The sequence below is a fragment of the Affinirhizobium helianthi genome (genome assembly GCF_042680945.1).
Classification (GTDB): Bacteria; Pseudomonadota; Alphaproteobacteria; order Rhizobiales; family Rhizobiaceae; genus Neorhizobium; species Neorhizobium helianthi.
On the sequence record NZ_JBHUEQ010000017.1, the window covers coordinates 109,280 to 126,265 of the forward strand.

At 59.4% G+C, this 16,986-nt stretch carries 12 protein-coding genes and 1 pseudogene; 1 reads left to right on the plus strand and 12 read right to left on the minus strand.

Annotated elements, in window-relative coordinates:
* Window positions 1-23: 23 nt before the first annotated feature.
* The 11 genes and pseudogenes from cysG to ACFSE1_RS10660 all read right to left on the minus strand — a co-directional run.
* Window positions 24-1,457 (minus strand): annotated as a pseudogene (gene cysG, locus ACFSE1_RS10610) (siroheme synthase CysG); the annotation flags it as partial.
* A complete protein-coding gene (locus ACFSE1_RS10615; RefSeq protein ID WP_377400520.1) occupies window positions 1,429-4,104 on the minus strand; it encodes a nitrate reductase in 2,676 nt (891 codons plus the stop codon). The gene ACFSE1_RS10615 and the pseudogene cysG, both read right to left, overlap by 29 nt.
* A gap of 6 nt (window positions 4,105-4,110) precedes the next feature.
* Complete coding sequence (gene nirD, locus ACFSE1_RS10620) at window positions 4,111-4,446, minus strand: nitrite reductase small subunit NirD (protein ID WP_377400522.1); 336 nt, start codon at window positions 4,444-4,446, stop codon at window positions 4,111-4,113.
* Between the two features lie 4 nt (window positions 4,447-4,450).
* Window positions 4,451-6,955 (minus strand): nitrite reductase large subunit NirB, encoded by a 2,505-nt coding sequence (gene nirB / locus ACFSE1_RS10625; protein WP_377400525.1) that lies wholly within the window; start codon window positions 6,953-6,955, stop codon window positions 4,451-4,453.
* 5 nt (window positions 6,956-6,960) lie between these two features.
* Entirely contained in the window at window positions 6,961-7,758 is a 798-nt protein-coding gene (locus tag ACFSE1_RS10630) for an ABC transporter ATP-binding protein (protein WP_377400528.1), read from the minus strand.
* Between the two features lie 11 nt (window positions 7,759-7,769).
* Window positions 7,770-8,675 carry a nitrate ABC transporter permease gene (gene ntrB, locus ACFSE1_RS10635; RefSeq protein WP_377400531.1) on the minus strand — a complete coding sequence of 302 codons (906 nt, stop codon included), beginning with the start codon at window positions 8,673-8,675 and terminating at the stop codon, window positions 7,770-7,772.
* Window positions 8,676-8,756: 81 nt separating this feature from the next.
* The gene (locus tag ACFSE1_RS10640) at window positions 8,757-10,055 is read right to left on the minus strand and encodes a CmpA/NrtA family ABC transporter substrate-binding protein (RefSeq protein ID WP_377400534.1); all 1,299 of its coding nucleotides are present in this window, start codon (window positions 10,053-10,055) and stop codon (window positions 8,757-8,759) included.
* Between the two features lie 347 nt (window positions 10,056-10,402).
* Window positions 10,403-11,683 carry a CmpA/NrtA family ABC transporter substrate-binding protein gene (locus ACFSE1_RS10645; protein WP_377400537.1) on the minus strand — a complete coding sequence of 427 codons (1,281 nt, stop codon included), beginning with the start codon at window positions 11,681-11,683 and terminating at the stop codon, window positions 10,403-10,405.
* Window positions 11,684-11,708: 25 nt separating this feature from the next.
* Window positions 11,709-12,308 (minus strand): ANTAR domain-containing response regulator, encoded by a 600-nt coding sequence (locus ACFSE1_RS10650; RefSeq protein ID WP_377400540.1) that lies wholly within the window; start codon window positions 12,306-12,308, stop codon window positions 11,709-11,711.
* Window positions 12,305-12,904 (minus strand): hypothetical protein, encoded by a 600-nt coding sequence (locus ACFSE1_RS10655; RefSeq protein WP_377400543.1) that lies wholly within the window; start codon window positions 12,902-12,904, stop codon window positions 12,305-12,307. Before ACFSE1_RS10655 ends, ACFSE1_RS10650 begins: the two co-directional genes overlap by 4 nt.
* An 18-nt stretch (window positions 12,905-12,922) precedes the next feature.
* Window positions 12,923-13,108 carry an HvfC/BufC N-terminal domain-containing protein gene (locus ACFSE1_RS10660; protein ID WP_377400546.1) on the minus strand — a complete coding sequence of 62 codons (186 nt, stop codon included), beginning with the start codon at window positions 13,106-13,108 and terminating at the stop codon, window positions 12,923-12,925.
* A 236-nt stretch (window positions 13,109-13,344) separates the two neighbouring features.
* Here ACFSE1_RS10660 and ACFSE1_RS10665 point away from each other — a divergent pair, with 236 nt between their 5' ends.
* Window positions 13,345-14,280: a bile acid:sodium symporter family protein gene (locus ACFSE1_RS10665; RefSeq protein WP_377400549.1), complete on the plus strand. Its 936-nt coding sequence runs from the start codon at window positions 13,345-13,347 to the stop codon at window positions 14,278-14,280.
* A 388-nt stretch (window positions 14,281-14,668) separates the two neighbouring features.
* Here ACFSE1_RS10665 and ACFSE1_RS10670 read toward each other — a convergent pair whose 3' ends face one another.
* Entirely contained in the window at window positions 14,669-16,651 is a 1,983-nt protein-coding gene (locus tag ACFSE1_RS10670) for a BCCT family transporter (protein ID WP_377400552.1), read from the minus strand.
* Window positions 16,652-16,986 lie beyond the last annotated feature (335 nt).

The following is a 16,986-nucleotide window of genomic DNA, read 5'->3' on the forward strand; positions in this document are numbered from 1 at the left end:
GCGTGAGGGAGAACATGTCGGGCCTCGTGCGCCTGACTTTCGGCGACCTTGCTGAACACTGCGCCGACGCCAATCAGAACAGGTTCGTCGACGCCAATTGTTCGCATTGCGTCTGGCAGGCTTGCCAATGGACCGGCCCAGTGACGCTCTTGCGGACGGCTGACTGAGGAGACAACGACGACGGGCGTTTCAGGCCTCATGCCGTTGTCCCTCAAGCGCTGCTCGATCTGTCCGGCCATGCGTCCACCCATGTAGAAGATCGAAGTCTGGTTCGGCCCAGCGAGGGAGACCCAGTCGACGGTGCCTGGCAGTTCATGATGGCGGGAATGGCCGGTGACGAAGCGAACCTGCTGGGCATGGTCGCGGTGAGTGAGTGAGGTCCTGAGGCCCGCAGCCATCGCCGACGCGGCGGTGATGCCCGGTACAATGTCCACGGCAATGCCCTCGCTCTCAAGCCGGGCAATTTCTTCACCCGCACGCCCGAAGATCACAGGATCACCCGATTTGAGCCGGACGACACGTTTGCCGGCCTTAGCGAAACGCACCATCATGTCATTGATGTCGTCCTGACGGCAGCTTTCCCGCCCCCCTCTCTTGCCAACGAGGAAGCGTTTCGCCTCGCGTCTGGCCAGTTCCAAAACCTCCTGCGACACGAGATCGTCGAACAGGATAACATCGGCCGCCTGCAGCGCCCGCATTGCCTTGAGGGTGAGCAAGCCGGGATCTCCGGGGCCTGCGCCAACCAGCGTTACCGAACCGGCACCCGGTGCAGATGCGATCTGTTCCGCCGTTGCCAGCAGATCATCCGCCATATCCTCCGTTGGCGGCTCGTCCGTCATGAGGCCACGGGCGACGAAACGCTCCCAGAAGAGCCGCCTCGCCGCACCGGGTGCCAGGCGCCGATTGACCGCTTCTCTCAACGACTGCGCAAGGCCCGCCCACTGCCTCAGGGACGCCGGGAGTAACGCCTCAATCCGTTGACGGATGGCCTGGGCGAGGATGGGTGCCGCCCCGTCGGTCGAGATCGACACGATCACCGGCGAGCGATTGACGATCGAGCCAAACTGGAACTGGCAATAGGCTGGCCTGTCGATGACATTGACGGGGACACCAGCGGCGCGCGCCGCACAGAAAAAGGCGCGCGCCTCATCATCGGTTTCGCAGTCGGCAAGCGCCAATGACGCTCCGGAGAAGATGCCGCAATGCCAGGAATGTCCGTGATGCCGCAGCGCTGTGCGTTCGATCACCGCCCTCATGGTTTCGCCGAGATCGCCGATCTCGCAATAGAGATCGACTATCGCACCACAGGCCTGCAGAAGCTCCGCCTTCCAGGCAGCACCGTCCGTTCCGCCTGCGATGATCACCCGCTTGCCTGCAAGGTTCCAGAAGACCGGAAGTTTGGCCAGGGCGGCGATCCGTTCATGTCCGTCACTCTGCGGCAAGGGTCTGCGTCGCATGGAGTATCCTCCTGATTTCGGGGCGGCACGAGCCGCAATTGGTTCCGGCATTCAAAGCTATCCCGATAGCCTCGACCGAGCGGCAGCCACCTCGGGCAGCGGTATCGATCTGGTTGACTCCGACCGAGAAGCACGAGCAGACGATCGCGCCCTTGTCTGCTGCGCCCGCCATTGGGCGGCCAGCAAAGAGACGGGATCGGGCCTGAAAGTCACCATGCCGGAGTGACAGCTGATCGACAGCCCATGGCCGCGACACGGAAACTGGTTTTGGCCCAACGAAGAGCGCTGCAAGCAGCCTTTCCCCTTGGAAAGCGAGCAGGCGATGGTCACTGCCTCGCGGGTCAGCGTATTCGGAAAATTGCTGAGTTTCCCCAAGCTGCAGGCTGCGCCGCAACCAGTTCTCCCAGCCATCTCCAGGCGGATCGCCCGCAAATTCCAGACGCCAGCCGCCTTCGGTCTTTGCAATCGCCCAGTAGGCAAAGGGGAGGTCAACCGGCCGACTTGCCGTGACCAGGAAACCATGACTGCGCGCCGCATGGCGGGTGACCGAAACGCGAGACATCTTCAGCGCTGGCTGGCCAGAGATGGGATCGGCGCGAGAGGAAACCAGCGTGTCGACCCGGGCGCTGGGTGCTGTCTCGCCCGTCCAATGCATGGGAACGAACACCGACCCCGGCATCTGGCGCTCGGTCAGCAAGGCCCGCACGATGATCGACCTGCCATTTGCCCCTTCGACATTCACCAAATCCGCATCACCAATACCGGCTTTGTCCGCGTCCGCCGGATGGATCTCGCAGAAGGGTTCGGCAATATGTGCGGACAGCCGGGCGCTTTTGCCCGTTCGCGTCATCGTATGCCAGTGATCGCGGATCCGGCCCGTGTTCAGGGTCAAGGGATGCCACTCACTGGCCTCTTCAAGCGCCGGTGCCGTGACAGGCACAAAGCGCGCCTTTCGGTCTGGAGTGAAGAACCCACCATCGGCGAAAAAACGGGCGGTTGATGATCCGTCCTGGCGTAAAGGCCATTGGAACGGCAGAAGCGCGTCATAGGCTTCCGTGTCGATCCCCGCATGGGCGCCAATGTCGAAATCCCGCTCGCCGTCATTTTCGAAAGCCGAGAGGGCCGCATGCTCGGCATAGACATCTGACGGGCCGCTATAGTTGAAGTGAGCGCGAAACCCCATGCGCTTTGCCACCTCAGCCAGCTGCCACCAATCGGCACGCGCCTCACCCGGTAGAGCAAGAAATGATCTTTGCCGCGAGATCCGCCGTTCGGTATTGGTCACGGTGCCCGATTTTTCGCCCCAGCCACTGGCTGGAAGCAGGACATGGGCGAGACGCGCGGTGTCTGTATCCTTCTGGATGTCCGAAACCACGACGAAGGGACAGGTCTGCAGAGCCGCTTTCACCGCATCGGCATCCGGCATCGAAACGACCGGGTTGGTGGACATGATCCAGATGGCCTTGATCCGTCCGTCTGCCACCGCCTCGAACATATCCACGGCTTTAAGACCGGCTTTATGAGCGATGACAGGCGCATTCCAGAAGCGCTGCACGTGCTCGCGGTGCACCGGATTTTCAAGCGCCATATGAGCGGCCAGCATATTGGCGAGACCGCCAACCTCTCGCCCGCCCATGGCATTGGGCTGGCCGGTCAGCGACAAAGGCCCCATGCCGGGGCAACCGATCCGACCTGTCGCCAGATGGCAATTCAAGATCGCATTGACCTTGTCCGTGCCGACGCAAGATTGATTGACGCCCTGGCTGTAGCAGGTCACGACCTTCTGCGTTTCACCGAAGAGGCGAAAGAACCGGCGAAGCAGGATGGCAGAGACGCCGGTCGCCTCGCAGAGTTCCGCCAGGCTTGCATGCGAGGCTGCCGCCAAGGCCTCGGGCAGACCGGACGTGTAGTTTGAGACGTAGGTTTCATCGATCGCCCCGGTTTCAGCCAGATAGACAAGCAGGCCATTGAAGAGCGCGAGATCCCCATCCGCACGGATAGCCAGATGCAGATCGGCAATATCGCTGGTCGCCGTTCGGCGTGGATCGATCACCACCACTTTCATGGCCGGACGGGCGGCCTTGGCTGCTGCAAGACGCTGGTAGAGAACGGGATGACACCAGGCCATGTTGGAGCCGACCAGCACGACAAGATCCGCCAGTTCGAGATCCTCATAGCAGGCAGGCACGGTATCGGCACCGAACGCACGCCGATGCCCTGCAACCGACGAAGCCATGCAAAGACGCGAATTTGTGTCGATATTGGCGGAACCGATGAAACCCTTCATCAGCTTGTTGGCAACGTAGTAATCCTCGGTCAGAAGTTGGCCCGAGAGGTAGAAGGCAACGGAATCGGGTCCATGCGCGTCAATCGTGTCTTTGAAGCGCTGTGCCACGAGATCGAGTGCCGCATCCCAGCTCGCACGTTGGCCGTGGACCTCAGGATAAAGAGCACGCCCTTCCGCCCCTAGCGTTTCAGCAAGGGCTGAACCCTTGGAGCACAGCCTGCCGAAATTGGCGGGGTGGTTCGGATCGCCCCGGACGCTGACTGTGCCTTGCTGATCGGCCTTCGCGATCACACCACACCCGACACCGCAATAGGGGCAGGTCGTCTTGATGTCGACGTCGATGGGGGGCAATCCGGCCATCGTCCTTTACTCCGCTGCAACCAGCAGGCTCTCGAGCATGATCGAGAGCTGACCATCGATATTGCGGACAGGAATTGTCCTCACCTCACCTTCATCCGCCCCCAGCGCCTGGCCGCTTTCCAGCGAAATGACGAAATTGTGCAGGGGGCAGGTCACCGATTTTCCGTGCACGATGCCTTGGCTGAGAGGCCCACCCTTGTGAGGGCATTGATCCTCTATGGCGAAGACCTCGTTTTCAGCAGTGCGGAAAACAGCGATCTTGCCACCGGGAGTCTTCACGCAGCGGGCCCCGCGCGGCGGGATGTCGTCAATGGTGCCGATGTCGATCCAGTTCCCATTCATCATCTCACTCCGCAGCCTGATTATAGTTGATGGTCGCCATGGGCTTGAATTCGTGCTTGTCCTTGCCCGAGACGCGTTCCGACCACGGGTCGACCTGCGCAAACTTCTGGGAGAAGACGAAGCGGTCGTAATAGGCGCGGCGCTTGTCGGCATCCTCCATGATCTGCCTGCGGATCTCGTCATGACCGACACGTTTTGCCCATTTGTAGATCCGCTCGAGATAGCGCCCCTGCTCGCGATACATCTGGGTAAGCGCCACGATATGCTCGAGCGCCTCGTCCTCGGTCTTCACCAGCCCCAGAACGTCGGTACCTTTGATGTCGAGACCGGCTGCACCGGCAAAGTGGATCTCGAAGCCTGAATCCACACAGATCACGCCGATGTCCTTGCAGGTCGCTTCTGCGCAGTTGCGTGGGCAGCCCGATACGGCAAGCTTCAGCTTGGCAGGCGTCCACGAGCCCCACATGAATTTCTCGATGCGGATGCCGAGCCCGGTTGAATCCTGCGTGCCGAAGCGGCACCAATCCGAGCCGACACAAGTTTTCACTGTGCGAAGACCCTTTGCATAAGCCTGGCCTGAGACAAAACCTGCCTTGCCAAGGTCGGCCCAGACCGCGGGCAGGTCTTCCTTGTCGATGCCCAGCAGGTCGATACGCTGGCCGCCGGTGACCTTCACCATCGGGATCTCAAACTTGTCGACGACATCGGCAATCGCCCGAAGTTCGGCAGCGTTGGTGACCCCGCCCCACATGCGTGGCACGACGGAATAGGTGCCGTCCTTCTGGATATTGGCGTGGACGCGCTCGTTGATAAAGCGTGACTGGTAGTCGTCAGCATATTCATCCGGCCAATCCGAAACGAGGTAATAGTTGAGCGCCGGACGGCATTTGGCGCAGCCGCACGAGGTCTTCCACTCCAGCTCCTGCATGACGGCAGGTATCGTCTTCAACCCCTTTGCCTTGATCAGGCGGCGTACATCGTCGTGGCCCAGTTCCGTGCAGGCGCACATTGGCGTGACTGCAGCCGGGTTGTAGGCCTCACCCAGCGTGAGAGACATCAGCTGTTCGACGAGACCCGTGCAGTTGCCGCAGGAGGCGGATGCCTTGGTATGGGCGCGAACCCCCTCCAGCGTTGTCAGGCCCTTCGCTGTAATGGCAGAGGTGATCTTGCCCTTGCAGACGCCGTTGCAGCCGCAGATTTCCGCATCATCTGGCAAGGCTGCAACGGCCGCCATAGGGTCCAGCGGAGTGCCCCCCTGGAAGGATTGGCCGAAGATCAGGGTATCGCGCATCTCGGAGATATCCGTTCCGCGCTTCATCAGGTCGAAGAACCAGGAGCCATCGGCGGTTTCGCCATAGAGCACAGCGCCGAGGATCTTGTTATCCTTGAGGACGAGGCGCTTGTAGACACCGGCGCTGGCATCGCGCAGCACGATTTCCTCACGATCCGGCGCTTCCGCAAAGTCACCGGCAGAGAAGAGATTGATGCCGGTGACCTTGAGCTTCGTATTGACGACGGAGCCATGATATTCGCTGGTTCCGCCGGTCAGGCGGTCGGCCAGAACGCGGGCAGCCTCATAAAGTGGGGCAACGAGACCGTAGCAGGTGCCGCGATGCTCTGCGCATTCGCCAAGCGCGAAGATATTGGGATCCGACGTCATCATGCCATCGTCGACGACGATGCCCCGGTTGACCGCAATCCCCGCTTCCTTTGCAAGTGCGGATGCCGGACGAATACCGACGGCCATGACCACCATGTCGCCCTCTATCACCCGGCCGTCTTCCAGCTCTATACCCTCAACCTTGTCGGTTCCGAGGATCTGCTTGGTGTTGGCTTGAGTGATGATATCGATACCGCGTTCAGTCAGCGCTTTTTCAAGCAGATAGGCAGCCGCCGGATCGAGCTGACGCTCCATGATGGTCGGCATCAGGTGGATGACCGTCACATCCATGCCCTGACGCTTGAGGCCATAGGCTGCCTCAAGCCCGAGCAGGCCCGCGCCGATGACGATGGCACGGCCCTTGCGCTCTGTTTTGTGGCGCATTTCTGCGAGGTCAGGCGTGACCGCCTGACTGCAAGATGCGCGGGCAATCTCGAGCATCCTGTCGACGTCGTCGAGATCGCGATAGGGCAAAACACCGGGCAGCTGGTGGCCGGGAACCGGGATGATGAAGGGCAGCGAGCCGGTGGCGATGACCAGCTTGTCGTAAGCGGCGGTAACGCCATTGGCCGATGTTACCGTCTTGGCATGACGATCAATCTCGGTAACCTTCGCGCCTTTGTGGAGGGTCACGCCATGGGTTAAATACCAGTCGTCGTTGTGGATGATGATGTCTTCGTAAGCCTTTTCGCCGGAGAGCACCGGCGAGAGCATGATGCGGTCGTAGTTCACGCGCGGTTCGGCGTTGAAGATGGTCACGTCGTAAAGGCCGGGCGCCTTCTCAAACAGTTCTTCCAGCATGCGGCCCGGCGCCATGCCATTGCCGATGATGACGAGTTTCTCAGCCATTGGTGTCACTCCGCGGCTTCGACGAAACGGTGACGTTCGTAGAGGAACTTCAACACGGCTTCGCGGGATTTGAGGTAGGTGCGGTCTGCGGCAAGCGTGATACGGTCGCGCGGCCTCGGGATTGGGACCTCCAGCACTTCACCGATGCGGGCGGCTGGCCCATTGGTCATCATCACGATGCGATCTGACAGCAGGACAGCTTCATCCACATCATGAGTGATCATGATCATCGTGTTGCCGAGGCGGGCATGAATTTCCATGACCGCATCCTGCAGATGGGCACGCGTCAGCGCATCGAGCGCGCCGAAGGGCTCGTCCAGCAGCAGGATCTTCGGCTCCATCGCAAGAGCGCGGGCAATGCCCACACGCTGCTTCATACCACCGGATATTTCTGCCGGACGCTTGTCCTTGGCATGCGCCATCTGGACCAGATCGAGATTGCGCATGACCCATTCATGCTTTTCCGCTTTGGTCTTCCTGCCCGCAAAGACCTTGGAAACAGCCAGGTTGACGTTTTCGTAGACGGTGAGCCAAGGCAGTAGCGAGTGGTTCTGAAAGACGACGGCACGTTCAGGGCCAGGTGCGTTGACCTCGACATTTTCCAGCAGAACAGCGCCTGCCGATACTTTCGTCAAACCAGCAATCAGGTTGAGCAGTGTGGACTTGCCACAGCCGGAATGGCCGATGATCGAGACGAACTCCCCCTTGTCTATGGTGAGCGTCACATCTTTCAGCACCTCCGTCCGGGTGCCGGCGCGCTCAAAGCTTTTGTCGATGTGGTCGATCTTGAGATAGGCGTTCATGGTCACACTCCTCAATTCTTCGCTGTGCCGCGGGTGACGACACTGCCGAGGAGTGCAACGAGCTTGTCGAGGACAAAGCCGGTCACGCCTATATAGGCGAGTGCCACAATGATGTCGGAGAGACGCGAGGAGTTCCAGGCATCCCAGATGAAGAAGCCGATGCCGACACCGCCAGTGAGCATTTCTGCAGCAACGATAGCCAACCAGGAGAGGCCGACACCGATGCGAAGGCCGGTGAAGATGTAAGGTGCAGCCGCTGGCACCATGATGCGGATGAAGAATTCCAGCGGATTGAGGCGCAGAACCCTCGCGATGTTGCGGTAATCGTCAGGAATGTTGCGCACACCGACGGCGGTGTTGATGATGACTGGCCAGATCGACGTGATAAAGATGACGAAGATCGCGGAAGGGTTGGAGTCCTGAAAGGCCGCGAGCGACAGCGGCAGCCAGGCAAGCGGCGGCACGGTGCGCAAGATCTGGAAGATCGGATCCAGCCCGCGCATGGCCCAGACTGATTGACCAACGACCGCACCAAGAAAAACCCCGACAACAGATGCCAGGCCGAAACCAATTGCCACCCGCTCCAGCGAGATGAGGACACGCCAGGCAAGACCGATATCCTGCGGACCATTATCGAAGAAGGGATAGGCAATGAGATCGTAGCTATCGGTAAAGACCTGTGACGGGGGCGGCAGTGTGGCACCGGGATGCGAACAGGCAAGCTGCCAGATGACAAGCATGGCAATGAACACCACCAAAGGCGGCAGGACATTGCGACAGACTGCTGTCAGCACAGGCTGGAGGTTGAGTTTTCGGTTGGGGCGCGTCGCCATGATGACGACGGTCGCGCCTTGATCGGATGCAGCCTTCATCGTCGCTTGCGCCGGCTGATCTGCCTTGCGGGCTGTTGCGGTCATGGTGTGGTCCTTCTGGGCGGTTGCTGTTCGGCTGGCCTCGGTTCTGCCCCTCACCCGCTGCGCGAGCGCGAGGCGAACAGGTTACGCGCCGGCCCTGATTGTCAGGCTGTCGAGATAGGCCTTGGGATTCTCCGGATCGAAGACCTTCCCGTCGAAAAAGATCTCCTTGCCGCGAGAGGTCGATGCGGGGATATCGCTTGCGGCAACGCCGAGCTGCTTTGCAGCGTCGCGCCAGATCTCTTCGCGGTTCACCTTATCGACCAGCGCCTTGATATCCGTGTCGGCTTCGAGATTGCCCCAGCGGATATTCTCCGTGATGAACCAGGCGTCATGGCTCTTGAAGGGATAGGAGGCATGGTCCTTCCAGAACTTCATTTCCAGACCGGAATTTTCGACCACGCGGCCATTGCCGTAATTGATTGTGCCCTTGAGGCGACCGGCAACATCCTTCGGCGGCACGTTGAACCATTGACGCTTGCCAAGGATCGTGGACATTTCTTCCTTGTTGTCCAGGCTGTCTGCCCATATCTGGGCTTCCATCACAGCCATCAGCAAAGCTCGGGTGGCATTGGGATTTTTCTCGATCCAGTCACTGCGCAGCCCCAGCGCTTTTTCCGGATGCCCCTTCCACAATTCGCTGGTGGTGCAGGCGGTAAAACCAATGCCCTGATTGACGAGCTGCTCGTTCCACGGCTCACCCACGCAGAAGGCATCCATATTGCCCACCTTCATGTTGGCAACCATCTGCGGCGGCGGCACGACGATCGTGGACACATCCTTGTTCGGATCGATACCGCCAGCAGCCAACCAATAGCGAATCCAGAGGTCATGGGTGCCGCCGGGGAAGGTCATGGCAACCTTGATCTCTCCACCTGCCGCTTTTTTGGCGGCAAAAGCGTCCTTCAGCCTGGAGGCATCAAGCTGGACACCGGTTGATGCATATTCCTTGGCGACCGAAATGCCCTGGCTGTCGAGATTGAGGCGACCAATGATCGACATCGGCACGGGAACTTTGTTTTGCGTCACCTTGCCCGTCGAAATTAGATAGGGCATCGGCGTCAGGATATGCGCACCGTCGATACCGTTTGCTGCGCCGCCAAGCACCAGATTGTCACGCGTGGAGCCCCAGGAGGCCTGTTTCAGGATCTCCACATCGGGAAGACCATGTTTCTCAAAGAGCCCTTTTTCCTTGGCAATGATCAGGGGGGCTGCGTCGGTGAGCGCGATATAGCCAAGCTTTATGCCGGTTACTTCCGGTCCGGCACCTGCTGCAAAGGCACCGGAAGGAAAAGCCATGCGTGCGGCACTTGCCAGTGCTACCGCAGAACCAACCTTCAGGATCTGACGGCGGCTGATGCTCATTGCTTTGGTCTTGGTCATAGCTCTTTGCCCCTCTTGACTGTGACGGAGATGCGAAAACAAAAAACGCCGCGTGCTTGCCTGCGGGGATCCTGGCTCAAGGAGCCGGACAGCAAGAAGCCTGCGACGTCATTGTCTGATGAATTATCTGCACCGGTCTGGTGCTCATCCGTCCTGCGATCGCCGTTGACCGCGGGACATCAAATACAAAGCAAAGAGCGTGCCAGTTGCCATCCGGGACTATTAAACGAATGAATCCGGGATTGCCTCACAGATGAAGAGGTGACTTTCGTCTATCGGCACACGCAACTGCTCGTTTGAAAGCATGCTCCAGAATGCAAATGCCCGAGCTTTGTGCACTGCGCATTTTATAGCTCTGCAGCCCCTGCGGCAGCCGAGGTTGTTGAACGGACGGGAAATTGGCCGACATAAGCCGGTAGGTCATCGGGATCGAAAAGCGCGCCATCCACGAAACCATGATAGCCAGCCGTCCCCTTCTCACGTGCTTCATCCGGCAGCGCCGCATCCTGGCCGAGCGCCATACGATAAAGGTCGGGCCGGAAGGCACTTCTGACGTGCGCCAAGCCTTCGGCACTGAACTCGGCTTGTCCCCAGCGGATCATCTGGCTGTAAATCCAACTAGCCTGATCAGGCCGGGGATAATTCGCTGCTCCACGGTGGAAAAGGAAATAGTCCGGCACAACCCGTTTTGCCCCCCGCGCATCCAGGCTGAACTCTCCGCTCAGCACACGGCGAATAATGCTCGTCGGTGCTGCTATATAGTCAGGAACGCTCAAAATCTCGGCAAGCTCGTTGTGATGAGCGGGATCATCGCACCATTGCGCCGCCCGATCGAGTGCAACAATGAGACGGCATACCGTATCGGCATTGGCCTCGGCCCAATCCGGCCGCATGCCCAGCACTTTCTCGGGGGCGAGCGGCCAGATATCCTGCTTGGCGGCGACGATGCGGCCCGTGCCGCGCTCCGAGGCGATCATGTTCCATGGTGCCCCGACACAGAAGCCGTCAATGGCGCCCGCGGCCAGCGCATCGGATGTCAACGGCGGCGGAACCACAACCAGCTTCACATCCCGATCCGGATCTATACCACCGGCTGCCAGCCAATAGCGGAACTCATAATTGTGCGATGAGAAGGGATAAGTCATGCCGAGAGTTGGCACTGCCTCACCTCTTGACCGCATATCGGCCAGCAAGGCGGCGAGCGACTTTGAATTGGCCAGGGCATCGGCATCGTCACCAAGACCGGTCAACGACTTCATTCGCTCGAAAATGCGGGCCGAAAGCGTGATGGCATTGCCGCCCCGGCCCAATGAGAATGGCGCGATGGTGGGTGAGGGATTTGAGCCCAGGCCAAGCATGGATGCAACAGGCATTGGCGAGAGCATGTGCGCGATATCGAACTGGCGGAAGGCGAGCCGGTCGCGGACATTGGCCCAGGTGACATCCCGCACCAGTTCGAGCCGCAATCCCTCCTTCTCCGCAAAGCCGAGTTCTGCGGCGACGATGAGGATAGAGGCATCTATTAGCGGAATATAGCCTGCCCTCAGGATCCGCTGTTCCCTGCCAAGGCCGCGCACTGGTGCGTGGATGGCAGTGTCACCCGATTGAGTGGAAACGATCTCGCTCACCAGTATTCTCCGATCCCTGCTACACTCACAGCAGCAGTCCCGCTGCCGTCACGACGCTCTGAGCGATATCGGCCAGCTTCTTCTTCTCGTTCATCGCGGTTTGTCGAAGCAGAGCGAAAGCCTGCTCCTCGCTCAAACCCCGCATCTTCATCAGAATGCCCTTGGCGCGTTCGATCACCTTGCGCTCCTCAAGCGCCGTGCGTGCTTCGGCGAGCTCGCGCTGTAACCGGCTGAAGGCATTGAAGCGGCTCACCGCCATGTCGAGAATGGGTTTCACCCTCTCCTTCTTCAGCCCATCCACCACATAGGCTGAAACCCCGGCATCCACGGCGGCCTCGATTGCCGTGGAATCAGAGCGGTCCACGAACATGGCAATGGGCCGGGCGACCATGCGCGTCAGCTGGAACATATGCTCCATCATGTCACGATTGGGATTTTCGATATCGATGATGATCACATCAGGATCCATCGTCTCGATCAGTCGTGCCACCCCCTGCATCTCATGGATCAAGGTGACCTTGAGGTGCCCGGCTTCATTCAGCCCCTCCTCGATGATCGAGGCGCGGATTGCGTTTTCGTCGATCACAAGGATCTTCAGGTCGGTGGAGGTTTTCGAATTGCTCAAGATGCCATACCAGCAATATAAACCGCAAAACCCAAGGTGGCTGTGATGAGCGCTGTGTCTGAGCCAACACGCTCCCCGGCAAGCAGTGCGATCACGGCACCTAAGCCAGTTGTCGCCAACCCCATCCGCAGATCAGTGACACTAAACGCCAGCCCAACAGCGGCTAGAAAAAGAGCCGATGCTGCCGTCATCCTGATTGCGGCCCACGGAAGCACAGCCTTGGCAGGATGCCACATGGCGCAAAAATCTCTCCAGCTCAAACCAATCACGATGCAGAGAACAAGTATGCGGTCTTCCAACGGCGTCTCCTGCGTTGCCCCGTCAGAAAGATGCAATTCCTGTGCCGTTCGTGAAGGCGACGTCGTGCGGAAGGGTTCGGATTGTAAACTGGGGATGAAGATATCCCCTGTCTGTTCTGGCGCAATGGCCGCAAGCGCGCCCGGATCCAGATGATTGGCATCGGCGGCGTGATAGGCATCCAGCCATGCCCGCTCAAGACGCGCGACATCCGCAAGCCAGGGCATGGTCTGCGCATATTCATAGGTCTCGATGAAGTCTGCAAAATTGCGGCCACAGTCGAACAGAAGCGGCGACAAGGGCGAGTTGGCACGGATTTAGAAACGCGCCAGGGCTCTGAAGAAATCGCCGCCCGTAATCCGTTCCACCGCCGGATAGATCGAGGCCACCGCATTGATCAGGCTGACCGTGACATTGTTGCGGTAAATATTGTAGCGATCCGCAAGATCTGTGCCTTCGGGTGACCGGATGCCGGGAGGGAGCGCAGCATCAGGCGCCAGCAATGCCGACGGGCATGTTTGTTACGGGCGGCAAGATCACGAACGCGTGATATCTCGATGCGACGGTCGATAGCTCTTCCTCTGCCTGAAACAGGGCCCCTTCGCGGCACGCAACCGGCAGTTTTCACCACCAATTTCGACCTCAGTTCCGCGCGGCGGTCACGGAGCCGCCCTCATGACCTTGACAGTCATCCCTGCCGCTTTAGAGGTCAAAACGCGAATTGGAGGCAGTGAAGACCATGAAGATGTTGGCGCAAGTATCTGGGTTCGTCGGCAAAACCTTTGCCGCGTGGGTGATGCTGTTTGCATTGCTCGGCTTTATGTTCCCCGACACGTTCAAGCAGGTCACGCCCTGGATCGTGACGCTGCTGTCCATCATCATGTTCGGCATGGGCCTCACCATCTCGGCGGCGGACTTCCGCGAGGTCGTGAAGCGCCCCTTCGATGTCACGATTGGCGTCGTCGGTCAGTTTCTGATCATGCCATTGCTGGCGGTTTTGCTGACAAAGCTGATCCCGATGCCACCGGAGGTGGCGGCTGGCGTCATTCTGGTCGGCTGCTGCCCCGGCGGCACGTCCTCAAATGTCATGACCTATCTCTCGAAAGGCGACGTCGCGCTTTCTGTTGCCTGCACATCGGTGACAACCCTTGCCGCCCCGATCATCACGCCGTTTCTCGTCTGGATGTTTGCCAGCCAGTATCTGCCTGTGGACGGCTGGGCCATGTTCATGAGCATCGTCAAGGTGGTTCTCGTCCCGCTTGCCCTCGGCGCGGCCCTGCAGAAGCTTCTGCCGGTCTTCGTCAAGGCAGCTGTTCCCGCCCTGCCGCTGGTGAGCGTCGCGGGCATCGTGCTCATCGTTGCAGCCGTGGTTGGCGCTTCCAAAGCATCCATCGTGCAGTCCGGGCTGATGATCTTCGCGGTCGTCATCCTGCACAACGGGCTTGGCTACCTTCTGGGCTTCTTTGCCGCAAAAGCCTTCGGCCTTACGCTGGCAAAGCGAAAGGCGATTGCCATTGAGGTTGGCATGCAGAATTCCGGACTTGGCGCGGCGCTTGCGACTGCCTATTTCTCGCCGCTCGCCGCTGTCCCCAGCGCCATCTTCAGCGTCTGGCACAATATCTCCGGTGCCTTGCTGGCGAACTGGTTCGCGCGGCGCGAAAACGAGGACAGATAGGCTGGACTGAGTAAAAACCGGCAGAGCCCTCAGCAGCAGACTGAGGGCTCCATGCGCATGGCAGCGTGGCGATGTCTCACACCGATGATCGGACAAGCCCGGCCACGTGCCGGATCCGGACGAGATCATCCTCGACCATCGCAGAGGTCTCAGACGGTTTAAGTGCGATTTCGGAATGCTGAAGCGCGACCGTCCTGAACTGCATCTTTCGAAATCCCGACAGCGTGACGAAGGCCTTTTGCAAGCGCAGCGAGACTTCGATCCTATACGGCCAGCACACGGATGACTCTCGATATCACGTCAATGGCAGTCCCCGGATTCGTTGACGGCACAGGACAAGGCCGGGGATGCGCCGCTGCGGACGGTGATCAGGGGGTGAACCGGGCCATCAGGCCGTGTGTTCCGGGGCGGCATGAACGAGCTGGAAATCTGGCGACTGAACCAGATGCAGATAGCGTTCGAACTGGATCAGAACATCGCTGATGATCTGCTCCTGCGACATGCCCATGAGGTCATAGCCGCTATTGCCGCTCGAGAAGAAGGTTCGCGCTTCGTATCGAAACTCGGCCTCTCCGGCGCGGATGGTGGTGAAGCTTGCAACCCGATGCTTCTGGACGGAAACGCCATAGATGAAGTCCCGAACATCGGATGCAGGAGAGCGAAGCGTGACAAGGCCGGGCTCTTCACGCTCCACATCCGTCGGCCTTCCCCGCAATTGAAGCTCGGCAGCAACCTTGTCGAGGGCGGGTGCAACCCTTCCGTCGATGAAGCGGATGACATCCCTCTCGGTCGGTGTGGCCAGCATGAGTGCAAGCCGCCGCTGCCAGGTCTGTCCCGATGCAGGTTCTGCCGGCACCGCGTTGCGAGCGGTGTGAACCTCAAGCTGCGCCAGATCCTGCCGCATGCCCAGATAAAGGGACAGGACCAGAGCCAGCATGACAACGGCAAAGGGCAAAGCGCTGGCAACTGTGGCAGATTGCAGCGCTGTCAGGCCACCGGCCATCAACAGGCAGGCTGCGACAATGCCTTCCATGGAACACCAGAAGATGCGCTGGGCCGTCGTCGTCTTCGTTTCTCCACCGGCTGCGATGGAATCGACAACCAGCGCACCGGAATCGGCCGAGGTAATGAAGAAGATGGAGACCAGCAGAACCGCCAGTGTCGAGGTGACGCCCGAAAGCGGCAGATATTCGAAGAAGCGAAAAAGCCCGACAGAGACGTCATCTGTAATCGCCGCTCCCAGGGCTCCGGCAGCAACACCATTATCGATGAACATGGCCGTGTTGCCGAACACCGTCATCCAGAAGAATGTGAACCCGGCCGGAATGAACAGCACCGCCGCAATGAATTCGCGAACGGTTCTGCCACGCGAGATCCGGGCAATGAACATGCCGACGAAAGGCGACCAGGAAATCCACCAGGCCCAGTAGAACAGCGTCCAGGAATCGATCCAGGGTGTGGGCTGATAGGCGTAGGTATTGAACGTCCTCAGAACGAGGGTGTCGAGGTAAAGCCCGAGATTCTGGACGAAATCCCGGAAAAGCTGCGCCGTTGGCCCAACGACGAGAACGAAGAGCATCAGCAGGATGGCAACGACGAGATTGGTTTCCGACAGGATGCGGACGCCCTTGTCCAGCCCGGTTACCACGGAGATGGTGGCCATGCCGGTCACGACCGCGATAAGCATCAGCTGTACGCTTGTGCTGATCGGCAGCCCGACAAGATGGTTGAGGCCCGCATTGATCTGCGAAACACCGACACCCAGCGATGTGGCAATGCCGAACATGGTGCCGACTACGGCGAAAATATCGACAGCATGTCCAATAGGGCCGTTGATCCTGTTCTTCAGCAAGGGATAAAGCCCCGAGCGGACCGTCAACGGCAGGTTATAGCGATAGCCGAAATAGGCGAGCGACAGCCCCACCACCGCATAAATGGCCCAGGCATGGATCCCCCAGTGGAAGAAGGTCACGGTCATGGATTCTCGCATGGCCGCCACGCTCTTCGGTTCGGCAGTCGGCGGGGCCAGATAATGCGTCATCGGCTCACCGACCGCGTAGAACATCAGCCCGATGCCCATGCCTGCGGCAAACAGCATCGCAATCCAGGACACGAAGCGGAAATCCGGCACGGAATCATCCGGCCCGAGCTTGAGCTGACCGAACCTGCCGAAGCAAAGCAGCAGCATTGCCGCAAGGAAAATGCCCACCGACAGCAGATAGAACCAGCCGAAAGCTCCCAGGATAGTTCCCTGGATGGCGCCGAACAGGGCCTGAGCCTGACCGGGAAGCACGATCCCGACTGCAGCAAACAGCGTGATGATGATCACCGACCCGTAAAATACAGGGGGATTTATGATGAACGGTTTCATATGTGCAGCAGCCTTCCCTTATGCGTCCTGATAAATATCAATTTGCGAATATACCATTGCATCGCCCTTCTTCTCGACAAAAGATTGCCATCAATTGGCCATCTTCCGCAGAGGGGAACGCAGAAGCCGCGATTTTGCTCCATCTTCTTCTTCAACCCTGAAGGATGGATTTTGGCGCGTTGCCACACGGGAGCATGCGACATCGATCCCGGTCGATTGCTGTGGTGTCCCGGCCCGGCAGGGCAGAGCCGACAGGTGCCTCACGAAAAGGCTCGGTTTTTGTGGAAATCGGGCCGCACTTCAGCTATATATGGTCTCATAGCGCGTGCTGCGTG